Here is a 19,625-nt window from a genome sequence, read left to right on the forward strand (position 1 = left end):
GCGACACCACTGTTATTAGGATGTACTCATGAACTTTTTTTCCGTTTCAGGAGAATGCCAATGAGCGCCATTCCATATAGACAATACGCGAACTTTGAACCCACGGCAAAGGAGCCTACGGTAACGGCGCAACCACTCGTATCCGTTATCATTCCATTCCTAAATGAAGCCGATGTCTTGGCAGTTTGCCATCAGCGAGTCTGTAAAGCACTCTCTAAACTCCAACAGTATTGTGAAATCATCTACATTGATGATGGCAGCAATGACAACAGCTGGAAAATGGTGAGCCAGTTCAAACATCCCTTACATCAAATACGCAGTTTAAGATTAAGCCGAAATTTCGGCAAAGAAGCCGCAATGAGTGCAGGCATGAAAGCAGCCTCAGGCCGATGTGTCATTCTACTTGATGCGGATTTACAAGATCCACCAGAATACATTCCCGATATGGTACAAGCCTGGCAAGATGGCGCACAAGTTGTCGAAATGCAACGCCGCGAACGTCATGGAGAGAGCTGGGTAAAGCGCACCACTGCACATTGCTTCTATCGTTTTATGTCCAAAATAAGCGATCACCCAATTACTGAAAACGTCGGTGATTTTCGTTTGATGGATCAAAAAGTCGTTAACGTTATTAACACCTTGCCCGAAAGAACCCGCTTTATGAAAGGCTTACTTGCTTGGCCTGGCTTTACTCGTAAAGTCCTCACCTTTGACCGCGACCCTCGCCTCGCTGGTGATACCAAGTGGAATTACCCAAAGCTGATTCATTTGGCATTGGAGGGCATTACCTCTTTCAGCACCAAACCATTACGTTGGGCGACTATGGCAGGTTTAACTACATCAGCTATCGCCTTTATTATGGCCCTGATTATTTTTACTAAAACCATCGTTTGGGGTGATCCAGTTGCTGGTTATCCATCGACAATACTCGTCGTTTTATTTTTAGGTGGCATTCAGCTTTTATCCATTGGTGTATTAGGTGAGTACGTTGGACGATTGTTCATTGAGTCCAAACAACGACCTTTGTATGTACTCATGGAAGATGCCATGACAAAACCCACATTCAAATACTCGGATTCTGAATAATGCAACAACCTACCTACTCATTACCCTCAGCCAAATTACTGCTGACATTATTAATCAGCTGTTTGGCATTACGTTTTATTTCTTTATCTCTTTATCCGTTAATGGACACTACCGAAGCGCGTTACGGTGAAATGGCACGCATCATGTTCGAAACTGGCAACTGGATCACGCCGATGTTTGACTACAACGTGCCGTTTTGGGGAAAACCACCAATTTTCACTTGGTTAAGTAGTATTGGTTTTAGCCTATTTGGCGTCAATGAATTTGCCGCACGAGTACCACATCTGATTGTTGGATTAGCAGTTGTTTGGTTAGTTTACAAATTGGCAAAAGACCACTTTCAATCTTCTGCAATGGGCATTTTTTCTGCCAGCATATTAGCCTCTACCGTCTCATTTATTATCTTAAGTGGCGCTGTAATGACGGACACGGCTCTCACCTTTTCAATCACCCTAAGTATGATTAGCTTCTGGCAAGCTTGGGTCAATAAAGGCAAAATCTGGGGGTATTTATTCTTTATAGGTTTAGCGTTGGGCATGCTATCAAAAGGCCCACTGGCAGTTGTATTAATTGGCATAAGTTTAACTATTTGGCTAACCCCTAATAACCGCTGGAAAAAGCTATGGAGCGCTCTACCTTGGGGGTATGGCACATTACTTTTTCTCGTTATTTCTGTGCCTTGGTACGCCATTGCTGAATACAAAACACCGGGGTTTTTAGATTACTTTATCGTTGGGGAACATATTAAGCGTTTCATCGTTAGTGGCTGGCAAGGTGATTTATATGGCAGCGCGCACGAAAGAACTCGCGGCACTATTTGGGTTTACGCGTTAGCCTCTATGCTACCTTGGAGCCCTCTTATTATCTGGCAATGGATTCGCTCTATCAGAGACGACAAAGATGTTGAAGAAAGCCCTGATGGTTTCGGCACATTCTTATTATTCTGGATGTTATCACCAATGATTCTGTTCAGTTTTTCTGGCAACATTTTAGCAAGCTACGTGATGCCGGCACTGCCAGCAATGGCGCTGTTATTAGTGCATCTTCATAACCAAAGACCATTACAAAACTGGCTCTATAAAATCGGATTCATAACACCATTTTTGCTCATCTTGTTAGTCGGTATTTTGCATTTTGATTTAATACCAAAACGTTCAGAAAACAAGATACTTGCTGTTTGGAAAGAGCAACCAGAAGCGACACAAAGCGATTTGTTTTATCTTCATAAACGCCCTTTTTCAGGTCAATACTATTCATCGGGCAAGGCAAAGCAACGCTCAACCGATTTAAAGTCTTGGCTACCAACACAAAACAAGCCATTTTTTATCGTGCAATCCGATAATGACCATATTGTCTACGAAAATTGGTTGTGTGAGAAAAGAAACACAACAGGGAAAGAAAACCTACTGTATTGTAAATTCAAGCCATAAGCCCTTATCTTCACTTTAATATACACCCAGATTAAGGCATAAACTTAAGCACTTAAACAAACAACTTTCAGATATGCTGGATATCAATTTAGCTTTGCCTGAAACTACAAGAATAAAATGGCACAAAAAAATCCGATTAAGAAAACTTAATCGGATTTTTTGAGGCTATTCAATTAACCTTAATTGACTCCCTATCAATATGCTAAGTCAGAGCAACAGTTCCATAACTTGGTTCAGTATGCGAATTATTTAATGCCTCATGTGCATGAGGAATATAGACAATTGCGTCCTCTTTATCGGTTTTAATCGACTCAGGCGTCTCTCCTTTCCAAGCGATTTTCCGTTCATCACGAGGAGATACGCCGATATGTTTGCGATAGCAGCGACTAAAATGCGGCGTCGAGATAAAGCCACACGCCATAGAAATTTCCACAATCGACATATTCGATTGTTTTAACAATTTACGCGCCCGCTCAAGTCGTAAGCGCAAATAAAAGCGTGATGGTGAGCATTCTAAATGACGATGAAACATACGCTCAATTTGACGACGAGATACGTCAACAAAGGTCGCCAATTCATCCAGTTCAATAGGCTCTTCTAAGTTGTTTTCCATCAGCTCGATCACATCTACTAGCTTCGGCGTGCACACACCCGCACTGTTAAACTGACGCATTGGCATGCGCTGTTGATCTGACTCGTTACGAATACGATCACAGATGAACATATCAGAAATAGCGTTAGATAGTTTTGGACCGTGCTGCTTAGTCATCATGTTTAAAAACATGTCCATCGGAGCACTACCACCAGAAGACGTCATACGATCTTTATCGATGGAGAATAGCTTGTTATTACAGTTTACTTTTGGAAAAGCCTCTTGAAGAGCCGTTAAACATTCCCAATGCACACTACATTGATAACCATTCAACAGACCTGCATAAGCAAGCACATAAGCACCAGTACAAATACCACCAAGCTGAACGCCTTTACGGGATTGTTTCATCAGCCAAGAAACTTGCTTTGTGGTAAAGGTACGAGTGATATCAACGCCACCGGCGACGATAATCAAGTCAAACTCTCCACTATCTTCCATGGACAAATCTGGGGTCAAAACTAAACCATCACTGGCAGTGACAGGCTGACCTTTTTCGGAAATCAAATTCCAACTATACAACTCTTCTGCCGACAACTGATTCGCCATACGCAGCGGTTCTATAGAAGAAGCCAGAGCGATCATCGTAAAATGATCGAGCAATAGAAAACCTACTTTAGTTGTGCTTCTTGCATCAAAAGCTGGGGGGGTATTTGCCATATCAATGTCCTCATATATGTGCATCTTTATTACTTAGGCAAGATCCAGACCACTTTGTCTAGATAACCTCAATCAATATCAACAACACATATTTTTTTTATTTTTCTAAGGAAACACAAAGTTCTTAATTCACACAGTAAAAGCAAATACACAGAGCTACAGCTTTAAAAATATAGCCCTGTGTTTTTTTACTAAAAACGACACTGCGTCATGCACCAATATAGACCATAACCGCCCCTTGAAGGAACACTTTATTTAATGAAATTTAGTACTCAATAACCACATCTGATTTAGGAACAGTACAACATGAAAGAACATAACCCGCTTCCACATCCTCATCCGTAATACCGCCATTATGGTCCATCTGAGTTTGCCCTTCTTTAACCATAACCTTACATGTACCACAAATCCCCATACCACAGGCTTTCGGTATCATTAGATCTAGCCTTGCTGCGGCATTGTGCAGTGTTTCACCAGCCACAATCTGAATACTTTTACCGCTGTTTACAAACTCAACTCTTAACAAATCTTCTTGGTTAACAGAATCTGCTTCCGCCTGAGCCACTTCTGCTTGTTCAAGCGCATCTTCTACCACGCTTGCAGGCGTCGCACCAAAGGATTCTTCATGATAACGACTCATGTCAAAGCCTCTTGACTGAAGAAGACTTTTCACCGCTTTCATATATGGCACAGGACCACAGCAAAAGATTTCTCGTTCCATAAAATCTGGCGAGATCATATCTAGTTTTGCTTCATCCAAATAGCCACGATAGCCCTGCCAAGGCAAGCCATTTTCCATGCGTTCAACAATCAAATACAGACCAAAGTTGTCTAATCGCGCCGCCATATGATCTAGTTCACGGGTATAAATAACGTCTCTTGGCGAACGAGCACTGTGTATAAAGGTAACATCGACATCCGCATTAGTATCAAACCACCAACGCGCCATAGACATCACAGGAGTGATACCAACGCCACCAGATAACAACAACACTTTATCAGCAGGAAAATCAATACAGTTAAATTGACCAACTGGACCATGCACTGCTAACTCAGAGCCCGTAGCCATATTATCATGCAACCAGTTTGACACTTGACCACCTGGTACACGTTTAACCGTAATAGAAAAACTATACGGTACAGAAGGTGAGCTCGAAATAGTATAAGAGCGCATCACCTGCTTGCCTTCAATTTCAAGCTCTAAAGTGACGAACTGTCCCGGTTTAAAGAAGAACATAACCGGTTGCTGCGCCATGAAACAAAATGTTTTCACATCCCACGTTTCATGAATCACTTTCACGCAACGAACGTTATGACGTCCGTTTACCCAAGTTTGAGTATTAACCGGCGCTAAGTAATCAGCGTTCACCATATTTGTAGAAGAGGAATTGGCCATATTTAAATCTCTTATTAAAGTCGAGTACCTATAAAGTAAAATGACACCATTTCGAGCCATTTTGGGTCCAGTTGAACATTGCAAGTTAACTCTGCGCGACAATTAGTTGCTCGTGGCGGTCAAGACCCTATCAAGACTAGGCATTTCATACGATAGCGGGTCGATTTATGTATCAACTCTTGTCGCTAATGGTCATTTCATTCCCTATTGATTAAGCGACTATAGCCTCGTAGTCAAAAGACGCATTCCATCACTCTTTTTGTCATTAAGGCCCAGAAAGATGAATCAACACGACCTACTGAATGTACGCCACGCTTCCTTAGATGAAGCCAAAACAACTATGTCAGATTTGCTAGAAAAACGTCCTAGCAATTATTCACTTGACGCTCAGCTTTATAATGACCCACACATGTTCAGAATTGACATGGAAGAAGTCTTTCAAAAAGAATGGCTATTTGTGGGTATGACTAGCGAGATCCCTAAAAAAGGAGACTATATAACCGTCGAAGTTGGCCAAAACCCAGTGCTAATTTTGCGTGACGGTGAAGGCAACGTAAACGCCTTCCACAACACATGTAGACACCGCGGTTCAGTGCTTTGCACGGAGCACAGAGGCAAGGTTGCCAACCTTGTTTGTCCTTATCACCAATGGACTTACGACCTAAAAGGCAACTTATTGTTTGCTGGAACAGAAATGCCCAAAGACTTTGACAACAAGCAACACGGTCTAAAATCGGCATTTTGTAAAACGGGTGGCGGTTTCATCTTTGTTTGCTTAGGCGAAACAGCACCTGATGACGGATTTGATGACTTTCTAGTAACACTAGACGAATACATGGAACCCTATGACGTGGAAAACACCAAATTGGCTGTTGAATCCACCATGTACGAACGCGCTAACTGGAAACTGGTACTAGAAAACAACCGCGAATGTTATCACTGTGCTGGTAGCCACCCTGAGTTACTTCAAACATTACTAGAATGGGACGACACCGAAGATCCACGCGCACCACAAGATTTCCACGACCACTACAACGCTCAAGCTGCGAAATGGGACGAAGAAGGCATTCCGCATAAGAGCAGAAGTTTTGGTGAAGTGCAGCGTAACCGAATCGTACGTATGCCACTGAAAAAAGGCACCCAAGTAATGACAATAGATGGATCTTCCGCTTGTTCATTACCGATTGGCCGTATTCAAAACCGTGAACTAGGCTCTATGCGTATTTTGCATTTGCCAAACTCATGGAACCATATGCAATCCGACCATTTCATCGTATTCCGTGTACTGCCTGTTTCAGCACAAGAAACGATTGTTACGACCAAATGGTTTGTACACAAAGACGCAGTAGAAGGTATTGACTACGATACTGAAAACCTACGCCGAGTTTGGGATGCTACCAACGAACAAGACAAGGTACTCGGCGAACGAAATCAACGAGGAATCAACTCAATTGGCTATCAGCCAGGCCCTTACTCAGAAACCTACGAGTTTGGCGTTATTAACTTCTTAGAATGGTACTCAAATACCGTTCAAAAGAACCTTAAAGCTAAGTAACATAGCTTTAAGTTGCTCAGCAACACAAAACCAAAAAACACCAAAAGCGAATCTTCGGATTCGCTTTTTTGCTTTTTGTAAGTGTCATTCTGAAAACAATTCAAAGATCAGGTTACGAAACCAAATGTTGCCTGTATCTTGGTGATAGCGTCGATGCCAAAACATATTGATCTGTGCTGGAGGAATATCGACAGGGTGCGGCTTAACGATCAACCCAAGATTTTCAGCTGTCTGTAAGGCAAGCTTCTCGGTCACTGTAGCAATTAGATCTGTTTTCGCAACAATGTACGGAGCAGAAATAAAGTGCGGCAACTTCAATTTACTGACTCGTAAAATACCACTTTTAGCCAATAACTTTTCTACTCGCCCATGTCCTGTATCTTGAGCTTCTATAATAATATGCTCCGATTCAGAAAAACTATCTAAAGTAAGAGCCTCTTCTGCGTAAGGATGCCCTTTACGCATCAAACAAACATAATCTTGATCGAATAATCGACGTTGATAAAAACCTGCTTCTAACTGAGGCAAAAGCCCTATCGCAAGATCCACACTCCCTGTTTCTAATTCCTCTTTAAGTGATTGCCCTTGATCTCTTACGGTACTAACCGAAATATTAGGTGCATGCTCAGCAAGGTACGCCATCAATCGTGGCAACATATAAATCTCGCCTAAATCCGTCATATTAATGCAAAAGGATCGATCACTCGAAAGCGGATCAAAACGTTCCTGATAATTTAAGCCGTCTTGTAATGTGCTTAACGCATAGCCAACAGACTCCGCAATACTGTCGGCAAATGGTGTGGGCCTCATGCCACGTGCCGTTCGTTCAAACAGTTCATCATTTAACGCCAACCTTAATCTGGCTAGGGCGTTACTTACAGCAGGCTGAGTTAATCCAAGCTGCTCTGCCACTAGCCCAGTCTTACGTTCTCGATACATTAGTTGAAAAACAACCAACAGGTTTAAATCAATATCTTGTAGGCGAATCATGTTAGAGATCTCACTGTCGTGAATATGCATTATTAGGATTATTTTATATCTGAATATCTCTACAACTTCTATAGTCCGTTTATGCAAAAGCATCGCACATAAATCAAATAATAATAAGTAAGAGCAAAGATGGAAATTTTAATTAAGCCTACCAATAAAACGATAACAGCTACTCAAGGCAGCACCTTACTAGAAGCGTTTTTGGAAAATCAGATTCCTATTTCCTATAGTTGCTTATCTGGCCGTTGCGGTACCTGCCGCTGCAAAGTAATTGAAGGTACTGTAAGCGGACCATCCGCTGCAGAAGGCCGTTTGGCCCAACATGGTCAATTTGTTTTAGCCTGCCAAAGCCGTATTGAAACCGATTCAATCATTGAAATACCTGAACCAGATGAAATCATTACGCACCCAACCAAAACAGTAAAAGCCCAAATTGTTGCTTACGATGTGTTATCCAATGACGTTCGCAGCCTTAAGCTCAAAATCAACAAAGGCTTCGAGTATTCTCCAGGACAATTTGCTAACCTCACTTTCTGGCGTGAAGACGGAACCCGCTCTTACTCAATGGCAGGGGTAACAGAAGACGATTTGCTAGAATTCCATATACGCCTTATTCCCAATGGCCGAGTCACATCAAAACTAGATGAACACATCGAAATTGGCGCATCGATCAAACTCAATGGTCCTCTTGGCGCCTCTTACCTAAGACGTAAAAATAACGACCCTATACTGTGTGTCGCAACTGGAACAGGGCTTGCTCCCATTCTTTCAATTGTTCGTGGTGCATTAGAGTCTGGTATGAAAAACGACATTCATTTGGTATTTGGAGCCCGCACCGAAGAAGATTTATACGGCTTGGGTTATTTGGATCACTTGGCGACTGAGTACACAAATTTCCAATACCTAATCGCTTTAGATCATGCCAACCCCAATAGCACCTCTTTCCGTGGCTTGGTAACTGATGCCATCGCAGCCCATTTTCCCGAACTTAAAAACTGGCGAATTTATTTAGCCGGCGCTCCCGCTATGGTAGAAGCTGCGTCCTTAGCGTGTACTAAGCGCGGTGCAGACATCGAGCGGATATACGCCGATGCATTTTATCCGAGTGGGGTATAAGCCAGTATTTCTAATTTTTGAATCCAAATAATGCCTTTAAAGAAAACCAGTCATTTCTTTAAAGGACAAAATCCAACCCACAATAAAGACAAAAAAGGGTGAACAAAATGAGTCAGGAAAATCGCATTCCAATGACGCCAATTTGGAACCATGAAGACACGAGTCGAATTCCATTTTGGGCTTACACAAACGAAGACATACACAAGCAAGAACTTGAAAAGTTCTTCTACAAGAATCATTGGTGCTATGTAGGATTAGAAGCAGAAATTCCACAACCAGGCGATTTCAAACTCACCGTGATTGGTGAACGCTCTGTCATTATGGTACGCCATGAAGATAACAGCATTTATGTAGTAGAAAACGTCTGCGCCCACCGCGGCATGCGTTTTTGCCGTGAAAAGCATGGCAACACTAAAAGCTTCACCTGCCCCTATCATCAGTGGAATTACGACCTAGAAGGCAATCTTCAAGGTGTTCCTTTTCGTCGCGGCGTCAAGCAAGACGGCAAAGTAAAAGGCGGCATGTCAAAAGACTTTAAAACCTCCGATCACGGGCTAACCAAATTATTAGTAGCAGAACGTGGTGGTGTGGTATTCGCCAGTTTTGATCATGATGTGGAATCTTTCGAAAGCTTCCTCGGCCCTACTATGTTGTCTTATTTTGACCGCATGTTTAATGGTCGAAAACTCACTTTATTGGGTTACAACAAACAACGCATTCCAGGTAACTGGAAACTCATGCAAGAAAACATCAAAGATCCTTATCATCCTGGCTTATTGCACACTTGGTTTGTCACTTTTGGCTTATGGCGTGCAGATAATCGCTCAGAACTCAAAATGGATGAACATTTTCGTCATGCAGCAATGATTTCAACTCGTGGTTCTGGCGGTAAAGATAGCCAAACTACCAATGTATCAAGCTTTAAAGAATCCATGCAACTCAATGATCCGAGCTTCCTGGATGTTGAGGTAGAACCATGGTGGGACGGCCCTACAGCAGTAATGATGACCCTATTCCCTAGTGTCATTCTGCAACAACAAGTTAATAGTGTCAGTACTCGCCACATTCAGCCCAATGGCCATGGCTCGTTCGATTTTGTCTGGACGCATTTCGGTTATGAAGACGACACTCCAGAAATGACAGAACGCCGTTTACGTCAAGCTAATTTATTTGGCCCGGCAGGTTTTGTTTCGGCCGATGACGGTGAGGTTATTGAATTTTCCCAGCAGGGCTTTGAACAAAAACCCTTCCATAGGTCACTTGCAGAACTTGGCGGTAAAGACATAGAAGAAACCGATCACATGGTTTCTGAAACCTTAATCCGAGGCATGTATGCCTACTGGCGCAAAGTGATGGGAGTATAGCCATGAAAACACCCCTAATAACAACTGAAAACTATCTAAAGCTGACTCAGTTCTACCAAACCTACGCTGCCGTAGTAGATCAAGCTAATTGGACGGCATGGCTCGATATGTTCGTAGAGGATTGTGTCTACAAGGTTCAAGCGCGTGAAAACTATGACAGAAACTTGCCAATGGCAGCGCTTTCGCTAACCAGTAAAGGCATGTTGAAAGACCGTATTTATGGCATCACAGAAACAATATTTCACGACCCTTACCATCAATTACATATGGTGTCATCACCATTAATTCTCAGTGAATCTGATCAGGGTGTTATTGAATCACAAGCAAATTACACCGTTTTCCGAACCAAAAATGATGGTATTGCAGAAATCTATAACGTAGGTCGTTATCTCGATCGCTTGCGGATAACAGATGATGGTATTCAGATTGAATCTCGCCTCTGTATTTTTGATAACGAGATGATCCTCAACTCGTTAATTTACCCCATCTAACCCACTGAAAAACATAAGGATAAGTCGAGGTCCCTATGAGCGAAAATTGGATAAACACGATCAGTATTAACGATATTCCCGAAGATGACGTTATTGGTGTCACTGTAAATGGCCACCAGATAGCACTTTATAAAGTAGAAGATGAAATCTTCGCTACAGACAATATCTGCACACATGGGCATGCCTTGTTAAGCGATGGTTTCTTGGAAGATGGGGAAATTGAATGCCCTCTCCATCAAGGACGGTTCTGTATAAAAAGCGGTAAAGCCATGAGCGAACCGCTAACAGAAGACATAAAAACCTATGTAACTCGAACGGAAAACGGGCAGGTTTTCCTAAGATTTAGTTAACGATATTCACTGTCTGATGTTTATAACATCTGCTGTGATATCACTGGCAAACCAGCAAACAATAAATATAAATAATCTGGAGAGAAACAATGAAAAAATCACTATTAGCAGTTCTTACGACTTGCTCAATCACGCTGCTATCAACCAATACCTCTGCACAAATTTTGTCTATTGCGTCACCACCACAAGGTTCTGTTTGGAACACGATGAGTAATGGCATAGCCAATGTAGGCAGATCCAAAGAAAACATTAATTTAGTAGTTCAGCCTTATAGCGGCAACCGCGCCATGATGGATGCGGTAAACCAAGGCTTAGCAGAGTTTGCCATTAATGATGTAAACGATGCCATAGTGGCGGTCCAAGGAGAAGCAGATTACAAAGGTAAAAAACGCGATCATTTAAGAATTGCCTTACGAATCAGCCCTCAACCTATTGGTATTTTTGTTCGTAAAGACGCGGGCATAAATACGATTGCAGATTTAAAAGATAAACGCGTTGCATCAGGTTGGAATGCTTTTCCAATTGGTCGTCCACACATGGAAGCCATGTTGGCAACAGGCGGCTTAACTTGGGACGATGTTCAACAAGTTCCTGTTCCTGACTTAATTCGCGCTGCAGATAATCTTTCAGCCAATCGTTTAGACGCTACTTATTTTGCTGTAGGTGGTCCCAAAGTGGCGGAAGTTGATGCGTCTGTTGGTGGCGTCACCTTTCTTCCTGTAAACGCGGATCAAGCTGCGCTCGACGCAGTACTAAAAATACGCCCTGCTTTTTATTTTTCAGAAATTAAACCTGCACCACATCTAGTTGGCATCGACAAAACCATAAACATGCTGACATGGGATAACGTCTTAGTCGTCAATGACAAAGTCTCTGATGAGCAAGTCTACCAAATGGTAAAAGCCATTTTGGAAAACAAAGACGCCTTGGTACAGCTTTACCCAGGCTTTAAAACATTAGCTATTAATACACCAAACAAAAACTATCCCGGAATTCAATACCACCCAGGTGCGATTCGTTACTTCAAAGAAAAAGGCCTTTGGCAGGAGTAATACCTCTCTTTTTAACCATCAGTACTCTTATTTACTTCAGTTAAAGGTGCTTTAAATGAACACGGAATCATCAACTCAAGAAGTTGTTATTCACGAGCCTGCGATGATATCAGTATTAAGAAATGGCTTGGGAGTGTTAATCGCTCTCGCCGCCATTGCTTTTGCCGCTGATCTTTTCAGCCGCTTAGGAATTGCAATTTATACTGAGCAATATCTAGCGGTGATCTTGGGGATCAGCTTAGCGCTGATCTTTCTAAAACCCCAAAGTAGCCAATTAAAACGCAGCCTAAATGGTCTGCTTGCGCTACTCGGTTTGATCACCAGTCTATATTTAGCTGTGCAATATCCGGATCTTGTTGAGCGGCAACTCGATCTTCCTTTAGATGCCTTAGCAGTTTCCGCCATACTATTTGTTCTGGTATTGGAAGGATTAAGACGAGTAGTTGGGCTCACCTTAGTCGTTGTCGTCATGCTATTTATGACATTCGCACTACTAGGTAGCCATCTTTCGGGCCCGCTACAAACACGTGACATTGACCTAGATAGACTCTTCGTTTATCTCGGTGTCGATACTAACGGTATGTTAGGGTTAACCCTTAACGTAGCGGCCACCATTGTTATTGGCTTTATTTTATTCGGGCAGCTGTTACTTCGTTCTGGTGGAGCTGACTTTTTCAATGATATTGCTTTAGCTCTAATGGGTCGAAGCAAAGGTGGTTCAGGCAAAATCGCCACTATCGCTTCAGCGTTATTTGGCTCCATTTCCGGCGTCGTTGTATCGAATATTGTGGCTACAGGTGTCGTCACTATTCGTATGATGAAAAAAGGTGGATTCAAACCTCACACGGCAGCCGCCATTGAAACTGTTGCATCAACGGGTGGGCAAATTATGCCTCCTGTAATGGGTGCTGTGGCTTTCTTGATGGCAGAATTCCTGCAAATTGGTTATAGCGAGGTGGTCATTGCCGCTTTGGTACCTGCCATTCTTTACTATGCAGCACTGTATATCCAAGTAGATTTAGAAGCGGCAAAAGAACAAATCAAACCGATTGATCCTGCACTTATTCCCTCTAAAAGAAAGGTTCTACAACAAGGTTGGATTTTTATCATTCCTTTCGCTGCCGTAATTTTAGCCCTCTTTAGCTTTAACCAACGTCCGGAAACGGCCGCCCTTTGGGGTGCTCTTGGTGCACTAATTGTTGGTGTATTAAAAGGTTATAAGGGCAAACGCATGGGCGCTAAAGACATCTTGGGCAGCCTAGAGGAAACTGGGCATTCTATTGTCGATATCATCATGATTGGTGCCGCTGCAGGGTTCATTATCGGCATACTAAATATCACCGGCTTAGGCTTCGGATTAACCTATTTCTTGGTCGAATTAGGCCAAGGCAATCTATTCCTCTTACTGGTCATTTCTGCTGTGGTTTGCATCGTACTCGGCATGGGAATGCCAACCGTCGGCGTGTATTTATTACTCGCTGTTTTAGTCGCACCCTCATTAATTCAAGTTGGTGTAGAACCCATCGCAGCACATCTGTTCATCTTCTATCTGGGCATGATGTCCATGGTGACGCCGCCGATTGCCATCGGCGCTTTCTTTGCAGCCAGCATTGCCAAGGCGAATCCAATGAAAACAGCATTGACCTCAATGAGACTCGGTTGGACTGCATACATTATCCCATTCTTGTTTGTCACAACGCCGTCACTCTTATTAATCGGAGAGACATCACAAATTGTCATTACTGTGATGAGCGCACTGATCGGTGTTTGGGCAGTATCGGTAGGCTTTGCGGGTTACTTCAAAAACAATCTAAATCTCGTATTTCGATTTGGCTTTGTCATCGCGGGAAGCTTATTTTTGCTGCCAAATTTACAAGGCGGTGATACGCCAATTGCTCCAAAGGTGGCAGGTCTGGCTCTATTAGCTACTCTACTTTGCGCAACTCTTCTCGTTAATAAAGCAACGTCTCAGGCATCATCTAAACAGACTCAATCTTAGGAAGAAGCTATGTATTTATATAATTTTTTCAACAGTTCGACCTCCTATCGAGTTCGTATCGCTTTAGCCCTAAAGGGACTAGATTATCAGCACCATGGAATAAACATCCGCATTGGTGAGCAATCGAGCATGGATTACATACGTATAAATCCATCAAAAGGTGTACCTGTGCTCATTACCGATGATGAGCAAACGCTCAGCCAATCCATGGCTATCATCGACTATTTGGATAAAACCCATCCTATTCCAAGACTTATTCCCGCAGACAACATGGATCGAAGCCGAGTCCTAGAGCTAGCCAATGTCATTGCCTGTGATATGCATCCAGTCAACAACCTACGCATTCTAGGGTATTTGAAAAAAGAAATTGGCATTAGTGACGAACAAAAAAATGACTGGTACCAACATTGGATCAATGAAGGCTTTACTGCAGTAGAAACACTACTAACAAGACATGGTCACGGTTCTTATTGTTTTGGAGAACAACCGACTCTAGCCGATTGCTGTCTGGTCCCACAAGTCGCTAATGCTTTGCGCTTCGGTTGTGATCTATCGACTTTCCCTAAAGTATTAGCTGTATATGAGCATTGCCAGCAGCAGCCTCCTTTTCAACAAGCGGCACCGGATCAACAACCCGATTACATGAACTAAAGAGCATGAATTAAACAACATTATCTAAACACCGACACATCCAAATACGAGGAGAGTCATATGCAATCATTAGGAACTTTAGAGGATTTACCGCAATCCTATCGCGACAAATTAACAGAATTGAATTTGGTACCATTGTGGCCAAATATGCGAGCAGTTTTGCCCCATAAAGTCCCAAGTCGTAAAACACAAACGCTAAATTGGCGTTTTGATAAGCTTCGTCCCTTATTGATTGAAGCTGGTGATTTAACGCCAATGGAAAAAGCTGAGCGCCGAGTGTTGGTATTAGCAAACCCAGGACATGGACTGACCAACATGCAAGCCACTCCGAGCATTTACATGGGCTTGCAATTGATTTTGCCTGGTGAAACCGCCCCCAACCATCGTCACACTCCGAATGCGGTACGCATCATCATTGAAGGCAAAGGCGCCACCACCATTGTCGATGGCGAACCTTGCATAATGGAACGTGGCGACCTGATCTTGACGCCTTCAGGTAAGTGGCATGAACACCAACACGTTGGTGATGTGCCTATTATCTGGCTAGATATTTTAGATTTACCTTTGATATATCAACTTGAGGGGTCATGGGCAATTGAAGGGAAAACCCAAACCTATACCCTCGAACGCGACAAGTCTTTTGCCGAATACAGCGCAGCAGGCGTAGTTCCTGAATTGAATTTTCAAAGAGCAAACAACAACGCTCCAATGCTGCGTTATCCATGGACAAGAACTCGTTCCTGTCTTGTCGAAATGGCACAGCATTACCCTGATAAACCGCTACGCATTGCTTATGTGAATCCAGAAACAGGTTCCAGCTTATTCCCAAGCATTGGTTTTGGCGCCATGATGTTACGTCCTGGGGAAACCTTATCACTACCCAAACGCACCACAGCATGCGTTTTTCATATTGTAGAAGGCCAAGGCTCACTAAAAGTCGATACCAATGACTCTATCCATTGGACAGAAAAAGACACTCTTAGCGCTCCTGGTTACACAGAAATAACCATAAACAATACCTCTACCACCGAACCAGCTTTCATCATTACCGCTGACGAAGCTCCTCTGCATCGTTATCTTGGTATTTTTTAATCGGTTTATTCTGCCTCCATTGTATTTAATAAAAGGACAAAATCATGACGAACAAACTTGCGTTTCCTGCCAAAGAACCCGTTTTAGCTAAAATTGCTGATTCAGACCATCTATTTCCAATACATAGAATTTTTTGTGTTGGCCGCAATTACCACGCCCACGCAGCAGAAATGGGCGTCGCTGTTGATAAAACCACACAGGAACCTTTTTACTTTATCAAGGATGCCAGTACTTACGTGTCCAGTGGTTCCAGCATCAACTATCCACCACAAACTGCCAACTATCATTATGAAATGGAATTTGTTGTTGCCATTGGCAAGGAAGGTTTTAACGTCACTGAAGAACAAGCGGAAGACATCATCTTCGGCTACGCCTGTGGACTAGACATGACACGTCGTGACCTACAATTAAAAGCCCGTGAAACTGGTCGACCATGGGATTTAGGTAAAGACTTCGAAGAATCCGCCATACTGGCCCCTATAATTCCGATTAACAAAACGGGCTTCATTAACCAAGGTAAAATTGAGCTAGCAGTAAATGGTAAGACAAAACAATCCTCGGATATCAACCTTTTGATTTGGAACGTACGTGAGATCATCGCTCATCTATCTAAGTTCTATCACCTACAACCGGGTGATTTAATTTACACAGGCACACCAGACGGTGTCGGTCCCATAGTACAAGGAGACAGAATCATTGGTGCTATCGAGGGAGTTGGCTCTATACAGCTGGATATTAATCAGAATTAGATCAAATGAAAAAGGGTTGAAGCATACAGCTTCAACCCTTTTTTAAGAAAAAACATTCAAAAAACTACAAAATCCGCTTAAGTAATCTATCCGCTCGCGTTCGAATGACTTTCTTCAATAGTCTTTGGATTTTTACTGGATAATCATGAATGGTTTCAAGCTGAGCAAAAGACGAAATTCGCTGCGTATACTGATGAATATTGTCAAACTCAGCCGTAAACTTAGCTAGCAAATGCTGCTTTGGATCTTCAATCAACAAACCATTTTCCAAATCAAGCGCCCATGCTCTTGGGTTCACATTATTGCCTGTTAGCAACATAGTTTGACGATCTACCCAAAGCCCTTTTAGGTGATAACTATTGTTGTCGTGCTTCCATAAATGAATAGACAAACCACCCGATGCAATATGGCTTTCATTGGCTCGAGCAAACTTACGTAAATTCATCTCGTACAAATACGGTAAACCACCAATAGCTTTAAAAGGCTGATCTGGCGCGATATAAAAGTCATTGGCGGTTTTATCACCCACCACAACATGCACCTTCACGCCACGCTTGATAGCACGTTTTACTTCTCTCAACACCACCTTGGGAAGGTTGAAATACGGCGTACAAAGAACAATCTCTTGTTTTGCATTCGCCAACAACGCAGTAATTTTTTGGTTAAGCACATTGTTACGTTTACCAACACCAACCATAGGCGTAACGGCTACTTGCTGATCGTTTACTTTCTGCTTTTCACCACCATAGGATGACTTGCCCAGAGAGATTCTAAATTGTCGAATCGCTGATTTTAACTCTTTCGTCGAAGGCAAATCCGCTACAGCAAGATTATTCACTGCAGGATTTTGAATCATATCGTTACGAATGAATCCCGCCATACTGTCAGCCAGCGATGGATTCTGAATAACATGATACCGATCAAAGCGATAACGATCCTGATAATGCAGATAAACGTTGTTTAAACTCGCACCACTGTAAATTACCGTATCGTCGATAACAAAACCTTTTAAATGCAAAACACCAAACACTTCACGATTACGCACTGGTACACCATAAACCGGAATCGCATGCTCGTATTTTTCAGCAAACGCCTGATACATAGCAGCATTGCCTTTGGCCTTTTCCGCGCCGATCAAACCTCGCTGAGCCCGATGCCAATCCACACAGATAACAATATCTAGCCCAGGATTACGCTGCTTGGCCTCATAAGCCGCCGTCAAAACCTCCCTGCCCGCTTCATCATTTTCAAGATAAAGCGCAACAAGATAAATTCTCGACGTCGCGTTATTAATCGCGTCTAACAAATATTCTCGAAAACTAAGGGCAGATTGCAAAACTTGGAATTGGTCAGGTTCAACTGCAAAAGTAGGCAATGAACCGAATAAATTTCTAATGAGCATAATACAGAGGTGCTACCTTATTTTTAACTAACGACAGACTGTAACAAATTCGCCGCTTTTTTCCTAAAAAATAATCACTTGTGCTCGAAAAGCTCTGAATTTACAAGCGTTATCTACATCATACACAGGGCATAAAACACAAAACATCAAATACGATTTAAACCTTAACCTCTTCCATTCCAGGGTTATTCTTTAAATACGCCATCCAAGATGAGCCAATAACCTTCACCTCACCTTCAATCCAATGCTTGAACATTATCACCTTTTGATACTTAAAATGCGGTGCGGGCGCGACAAGATAAAAGTCATATTGCGACTTCATATAAATGGGTAGCGGACATATCAGCTGCCCCTTCTCAATCAGCTCATAAACCAAACCATAACGCATCATTGCCAGACCTTGTTGCGACAACAGCGCCTCCACCAAGGAAGTCGAGTCCGCCACATGCAAATGCGACTTCATCGGCATATCATAAAGATCCAAAAATCGCTGTAGCACAGGCCATACATGTCGTACATCCGGCCCAGTATCGGTAATAACAGGGATATTAATTAGCTGTTCTTTAATAGGTTTATCCATATTAATCATTGAGGGATGACACACCAGCACCAAATGCTCTCTGAATAATAATTGCGATTTTAGCCCTTCATACTTACCTCGGCCTAAGCGGATGCATAAATCCAAATCATTATCGGCAAAAGTCGATAACTCAATGCTCGGACTCAAGCGAAGGTTAATCTCCGGCTCTTGCGATTGAAAACGCCCCAAACGCGACACCAACCAACGGCTCGAAAACGACGGCACTGAGCTAATCACCAAAGTATTTGGCTTAGGATCTTCCGTGATGCCTTTTACACCCTCTTCTAATAACCCAAACGCTTTCTCAACATAATCAAACAAATACTGTCCTTCAGACGTCAACACCACTTGCCGAGTCTGTCGCTCAAATAACTCAACACTCAACGCCTGCTCCAAGGTTTTAATCTGCTGACTCACCGCCGCCTGCGTCACAAAAAGTGACTCTGCCGCCTTTTTAAAACTTAGCGATTGCGCTGCATAACGAAACGCCTGTAAGGATTTAAGCGGCGGTAATGCTCGATTAGAAGACATGAAAGACACCCTTTATAAGTAAGATTTTCTTAACTATAAAACACTTTTTCTCGTTTGTCGCACCGCAATTAAAAGCCGATTATTTGGACATAAAGCAAACACATCAACCAACCGAGAAAAGGAAAATGCCATGAAAAACAGTACATCAAACGAGATGCCTATTCTCACAAACCGTCCGCTAGACATAAGCCAATGCGGCAAAGCCACATTAGATAACCTGAAAGAAAAACCATGGAAAGCGATTATCAAGAAAATCGCCCATAACTGGCGCACGAGAAACCGACTCAGCCACCTAAACGAAGCGCAACTGAAAGACATCGGCCTCACCGCGGCGGATGTGGATCACGAAGTGAGAAAGCCGCTGTGGAAGTGATTTTTGTGGGGGAATAAGGGCGCTTGGTGGAGTGCCCTTGTTGTTGGGTTGTGATTTATATAGACAGGGTTGTTTTCTGGCGCAACTAATAAGCGGCTTGTCCGCTGTA

Annotated in this window: 18 protein-coding genes; 13 read left to right on the top strand and 5 right to left on the bottom strand. The window is 42.8% G+C overall.

Translation table 11 applies throughout. The features are described 5' to 3' along the window. Nucleotides 1–60 precede the first annotated feature (60 nt). Together B6N13_RS03060 and B6N13_RS03065 are read left to right on the top strand one after the other, a co-directional pair. Complete coding sequence (locus B6N13_RS03060; RefSeq protein WP_169458456.1) at nucleotides 61–1,086, top strand: glycosyltransferase family 2 protein; 1,026 nt, start codon at nucleotides 61–63, stop codon at nucleotides 1,084–1,086. Next, nucleotides 1,086–2,516, top strand: a complete 1,431-nt coding sequence (locus B6N13_RS03065) for a glycosyltransferase family 39 protein (RefSeq protein WP_169458457.1) — start codon at nucleotides 1,086–1,088, stop codon at nucleotides 2,514–2,516. Before B6N13_RS03060 ends, B6N13_RS03065 begins: the two co-directional genes overlap by 1 nt. 202 nt (nucleotides 2,517–2,718) lie before the next feature. Here the strand turns inward: B6N13_RS03065 and B6N13_RS03070 are convergent, their stop codons facing one another. Next, nucleotides 2,719–3,825 carry a GlxA family transcriptional regulator gene (locus B6N13_RS03070; protein WP_012070353.1) on the bottom strand — a complete coding sequence of 369 codons (1,107 nt, stop codon included), beginning with the start codon at nucleotides 3,823–3,825 and terminating at the stop codon, nucleotides 2,719–2,721. A 265-nt stretch (nucleotides 3,826–4,090) separates the two neighbouring features. After that, on the bottom strand, nucleotides 4,091–5,221 hold the full coding sequence (locus B6N13_RS03075) for a hybrid-cluster NAD(P)-dependent oxidoreductase (protein ID WP_282434060.1): 1,131 nt from the start codon (nucleotides 5,219–5,221) through the stop codon (nucleotides 4,091–4,093). A 280-nt stretch (nucleotides 5,222–5,501) separates the two neighbouring features. Here B6N13_RS03075 and B6N13_RS03080 point away from each other — a divergent pair, with 280 nt between their 5' ends. After that, a complete protein-coding gene (locus B6N13_RS03080) occupies nucleotides 5,502–6,776 on the top strand; it encodes an aromatic ring-hydroxylating dioxygenase subunit alpha (RefSeq protein ID WP_012070355.1) in 1,275 nt (424 codons plus the stop codon). Between the two features lie 84 nt (nucleotides 6,777–6,860). On the opposite strand, the gene B6N13_RS03085 is transcribed toward B6N13_RS03080, so the two are convergent. Further along, nucleotides 6,861–7,766 carry a LysR family transcriptional regulator gene (locus B6N13_RS03085; protein WP_012070356.1) on the bottom strand — a complete coding sequence of 302 codons (906 nt, stop codon included), beginning with the start codon at nucleotides 7,764–7,766 and terminating at the stop codon, nucleotides 6,861–6,863. Nucleotides 7,767–7,895: 129 nt separating this feature from the next. Here B6N13_RS03085 and B6N13_RS03090 point away from each other — a divergent pair, with 129 nt between their 5' ends. The 9 genes from B6N13_RS03090 (at nucleotide 7,896) to B6N13_RS03130 (ending at nucleotide 16,630) form a co-directional block, all read left to right on the top strand. After that, nucleotides 7,896–8,882, top strand: coding sequence for a 2Fe-2S iron-sulfur cluster-binding protein (locus tag B6N13_RS03090; protein WP_169458458.1), 987 nt, complete (start codon nucleotides 7,896–7,898; stop codon nucleotides 8,880–8,882). A gap of 107 nt (nucleotides 8,883–8,989) precedes the next feature. Then, on the top strand, nucleotides 8,990–10,246 hold the full coding sequence (locus B6N13_RS03095; protein WP_012070358.1) for an aromatic ring-hydroxylating dioxygenase subunit alpha: 1,257 nt from the start codon (nucleotides 8,990–8,992) through the stop codon (nucleotides 10,244–10,246). A gap of 2 nt (nucleotides 10,247–10,248) precedes the next feature. Continuing rightward, complete coding sequence (locus tag B6N13_RS03100) at nucleotides 10,249–10,737, top strand: aromatic-ring-hydroxylating dioxygenase subunit beta (RefSeq protein WP_169458459.1); 489 nt, start codon at nucleotides 10,249–10,251, stop codon at nucleotides 10,735–10,737. A 35-nt stretch (nucleotides 10,738–10,772) separates the two neighbouring features. Beyond that, complete coding sequence (locus tag B6N13_RS03105; RefSeq protein WP_169458460.1) at nucleotides 10,773–11,087, top strand: non-heme iron oxygenase ferredoxin subunit; 315 nt, start codon at nucleotides 10,773–10,775, stop codon at nucleotides 11,085–11,087. A gap of 89 nt (nucleotides 11,088–11,176) precedes the next feature. Further along, the gene (locus B6N13_RS03110) at nucleotides 11,177–12,139 is read left to right on the top strand and encodes a TAXI family TRAP transporter solute-binding subunit (protein WP_169458461.1); all 963 of its coding nucleotides are present in this window, start codon (nucleotides 11,177–11,179) and stop codon (nucleotides 12,137–12,139) included. A 55-nt stretch (nucleotides 12,140–12,194) separates the two neighbouring features. Then, nucleotides 12,195–14,138, top strand: coding sequence for a TRAP transporter fused permease subunit (locus tag B6N13_RS03115; protein ID WP_169458462.1), 1,944 nt, complete (start codon nucleotides 12,195–12,197; stop codon nucleotides 14,136–14,138). A 9-nt stretch (nucleotides 14,139–14,147) separates the two neighbouring features. Then, nucleotides 14,148–14,789: a maleylacetoacetate isomerase gene (maiA, locus tag B6N13_RS03120; RefSeq protein ID WP_012070363.1), complete on the top strand. Its 642-nt coding sequence runs from the start codon at nucleotides 14,148–14,150 to the stop codon at nucleotides 14,787–14,789. 60 nt (nucleotides 14,790–14,849) lie between these two features. Beyond that, entirely contained in the window at nucleotides 14,850–15,881 is a 1,032-nt protein-coding gene (locus B6N13_RS03125) for a cupin domain-containing protein (protein ID WP_169458463.1), read from the top strand. Nucleotides 15,882–15,925: 44 nt separating this feature from the next. Then, nucleotides 15,926–16,630: a fumarylacetoacetate hydrolase family protein gene (locus B6N13_RS03130; protein WP_169458464.1), complete on the top strand. Its 705-nt coding sequence runs from the start codon at nucleotides 15,926–15,928 to the stop codon at nucleotides 16,628–16,630. Nucleotides 16,631–16,694: 64 nt separating this feature from the next. Here the strand turns inward: B6N13_RS03130 and pssA are convergent, their stop codons facing one another. Both pssA and B6N13_RS03140 read right to left on the bottom strand, forming a co-directional pair. Beyond that, nucleotides 16,695–18,032: a CDP-diacylglycerol--serine O-phosphatidyltransferase gene (pssA, locus tag B6N13_RS03135; RefSeq protein ID WP_211172761.1), complete on the bottom strand. Its 1,338-nt coding sequence runs from the start codon at nucleotides 18,030–18,032 to the stop codon at nucleotides 16,695–16,697. 157 nt (nucleotides 18,033–18,189) lie between these two features. Then, nucleotides 18,190–19,143 (bottom strand): LysR substrate-binding domain-containing protein, encoded by a 954-nt coding sequence (locus tag B6N13_RS03140; protein ID WP_169458465.1) that lies wholly within the window; start codon nucleotides 19,141–19,143, stop codon nucleotides 18,190–18,192. A gap of 130 nt (nucleotides 19,144–19,273) precedes the next feature. Here B6N13_RS03140 and B6N13_RS03145 point away from each other — a divergent pair, with 130 nt between their 5' ends. Further along, entirely contained in the window at nucleotides 19,274–19,516 is a 243-nt protein-coding gene (locus B6N13_RS03145) for a DUF1127 domain-containing protein (RefSeq protein ID WP_012070368.1), read from the top strand. Nucleotides 19,517–19,625 lie beyond the last annotated feature (109 nt).

Origin of the sequence: Marinomonas sp. UCMA 3892, from assembly GCF_012726345.1 — a bacterium.
Lineage (GTDB): Bacteria > Pseudomonadota > Gammaproteobacteria > Pseudomonadales > Marinomonadaceae > Marinomonas.

Excerpts from the sequence above, each read along its gene's own strand:
- B6N13_RS03145 (WP_012070368.1), top strand. The coding sequence starts at position 19,274 with ATGAAAAACAGTACATCAAACGAGATGCCTATTCTCACAAACCGTCCG.
- B6N13_RS03070 (WP_012070353.1), bottom strand. The coding sequence starts at position 3,825 with ATGGCAAATACCCCCCCAGCTTTTGATGCAAGAAGCACAACTAAAGTA.
- B6N13_RS03080 (WP_012070355.1), top strand. The coding sequence starts at position 5,502 with ATGAATCAACACGACCTACTGAATGTACGCCACGCTTCCTTAGATGAA.
- B6N13_RS03075 (WP_282434060.1), bottom strand. The coding sequence starts at position 5,221 with ATGGCCAATTCCTCTTCTACAAATATGGTGAACGCTGATTACTTAGCG.
- B6N13_RS03105 (WP_169458460.1), top strand. The coding sequence starts at position 10,773 with ATGAGCGAAAATTGGATAAACACGATCAGTATTAACGATATTCCCGAA.
- B6N13_RS03125 (WP_169458463.1), top strand. The coding sequence starts at position 14,850 with ATGCAATCATTAGGAACTTTAGAGGATTTACCGCAATCCTATCGCGAC.
- B6N13_RS03065 (WP_169458457.1), top strand. The coding sequence starts at position 1,086 with ATGCAACAACCTACCTACTCATTACCCTCAGCCAAATTACTGCTGACA.
- B6N13_RS03060 (WP_169458456.1), top strand. The coding sequence starts at position 61 with ATGAGCGCCATTCCATATAGACAATACGCGAACTTTGAACCCACGGCA.
- B6N13_RS03090 (WP_169458458.1), top strand. The coding sequence starts at position 7,896 with ATGGAAATTTTAATTAAGCCTACCAATAAAACGATAACAGCTACTCAA.
- B6N13_RS03095 (WP_012070358.1), top strand. The coding sequence starts at position 8,990 with ATGAGTCAGGAAAATCGCATTCCAATGACGCCAATTTGGAACCATGAA.
- B6N13_RS03130 (WP_169458464.1), top strand. The coding sequence starts at position 15,926 with ATGACGAACAAACTTGCGTTTCCTGCCAAAGAACCCGTTTTAGCTAAA.
- maiA (WP_012070363.1), top strand. The coding sequence starts at position 14,148 with ATGTATTTATATAATTTTTTCAACAGTTCGACCTCCTATCGAGTTCGT.
- B6N13_RS03140 (WP_169458465.1), bottom strand. The coding sequence starts at position 19,143 with ATGTCTTCTAATCGAGCATTACCGCCGCTTAAATCCTTACAGGCGTTT.
- B6N13_RS03110 (WP_169458461.1), top strand. The coding sequence starts at position 11,177 with ATGAAAAAATCACTATTAGCAGTTCTTACGACTTGCTCAATCACGCTG.
- B6N13_RS03115 (WP_169458462.1), top strand. The coding sequence starts at position 12,195 with ATGAACACGGAATCATCAACTCAAGAAGTTGTTATTCACGAGCCTGCG.
- pssA (WP_211172761.1), bottom strand. The coding sequence starts at position 18,032 with ATGCTCATTAGAAATTTATTCGGTTCATTGCCTACTTTTGCAGTTGAA.
- B6N13_RS03085 (WP_012070356.1), bottom strand. The coding sequence starts at position 7,766 with ATGATTCGCCTACAAGATATTGATTTAAACCTGTTGGTTGTTTTTCAA.
- B6N13_RS03100 (WP_169458459.1), top strand. The coding sequence starts at position 10,249 with ATGAAAACACCCCTAATAACAACTGAAAACTATCTAAAGCTGACTCAG.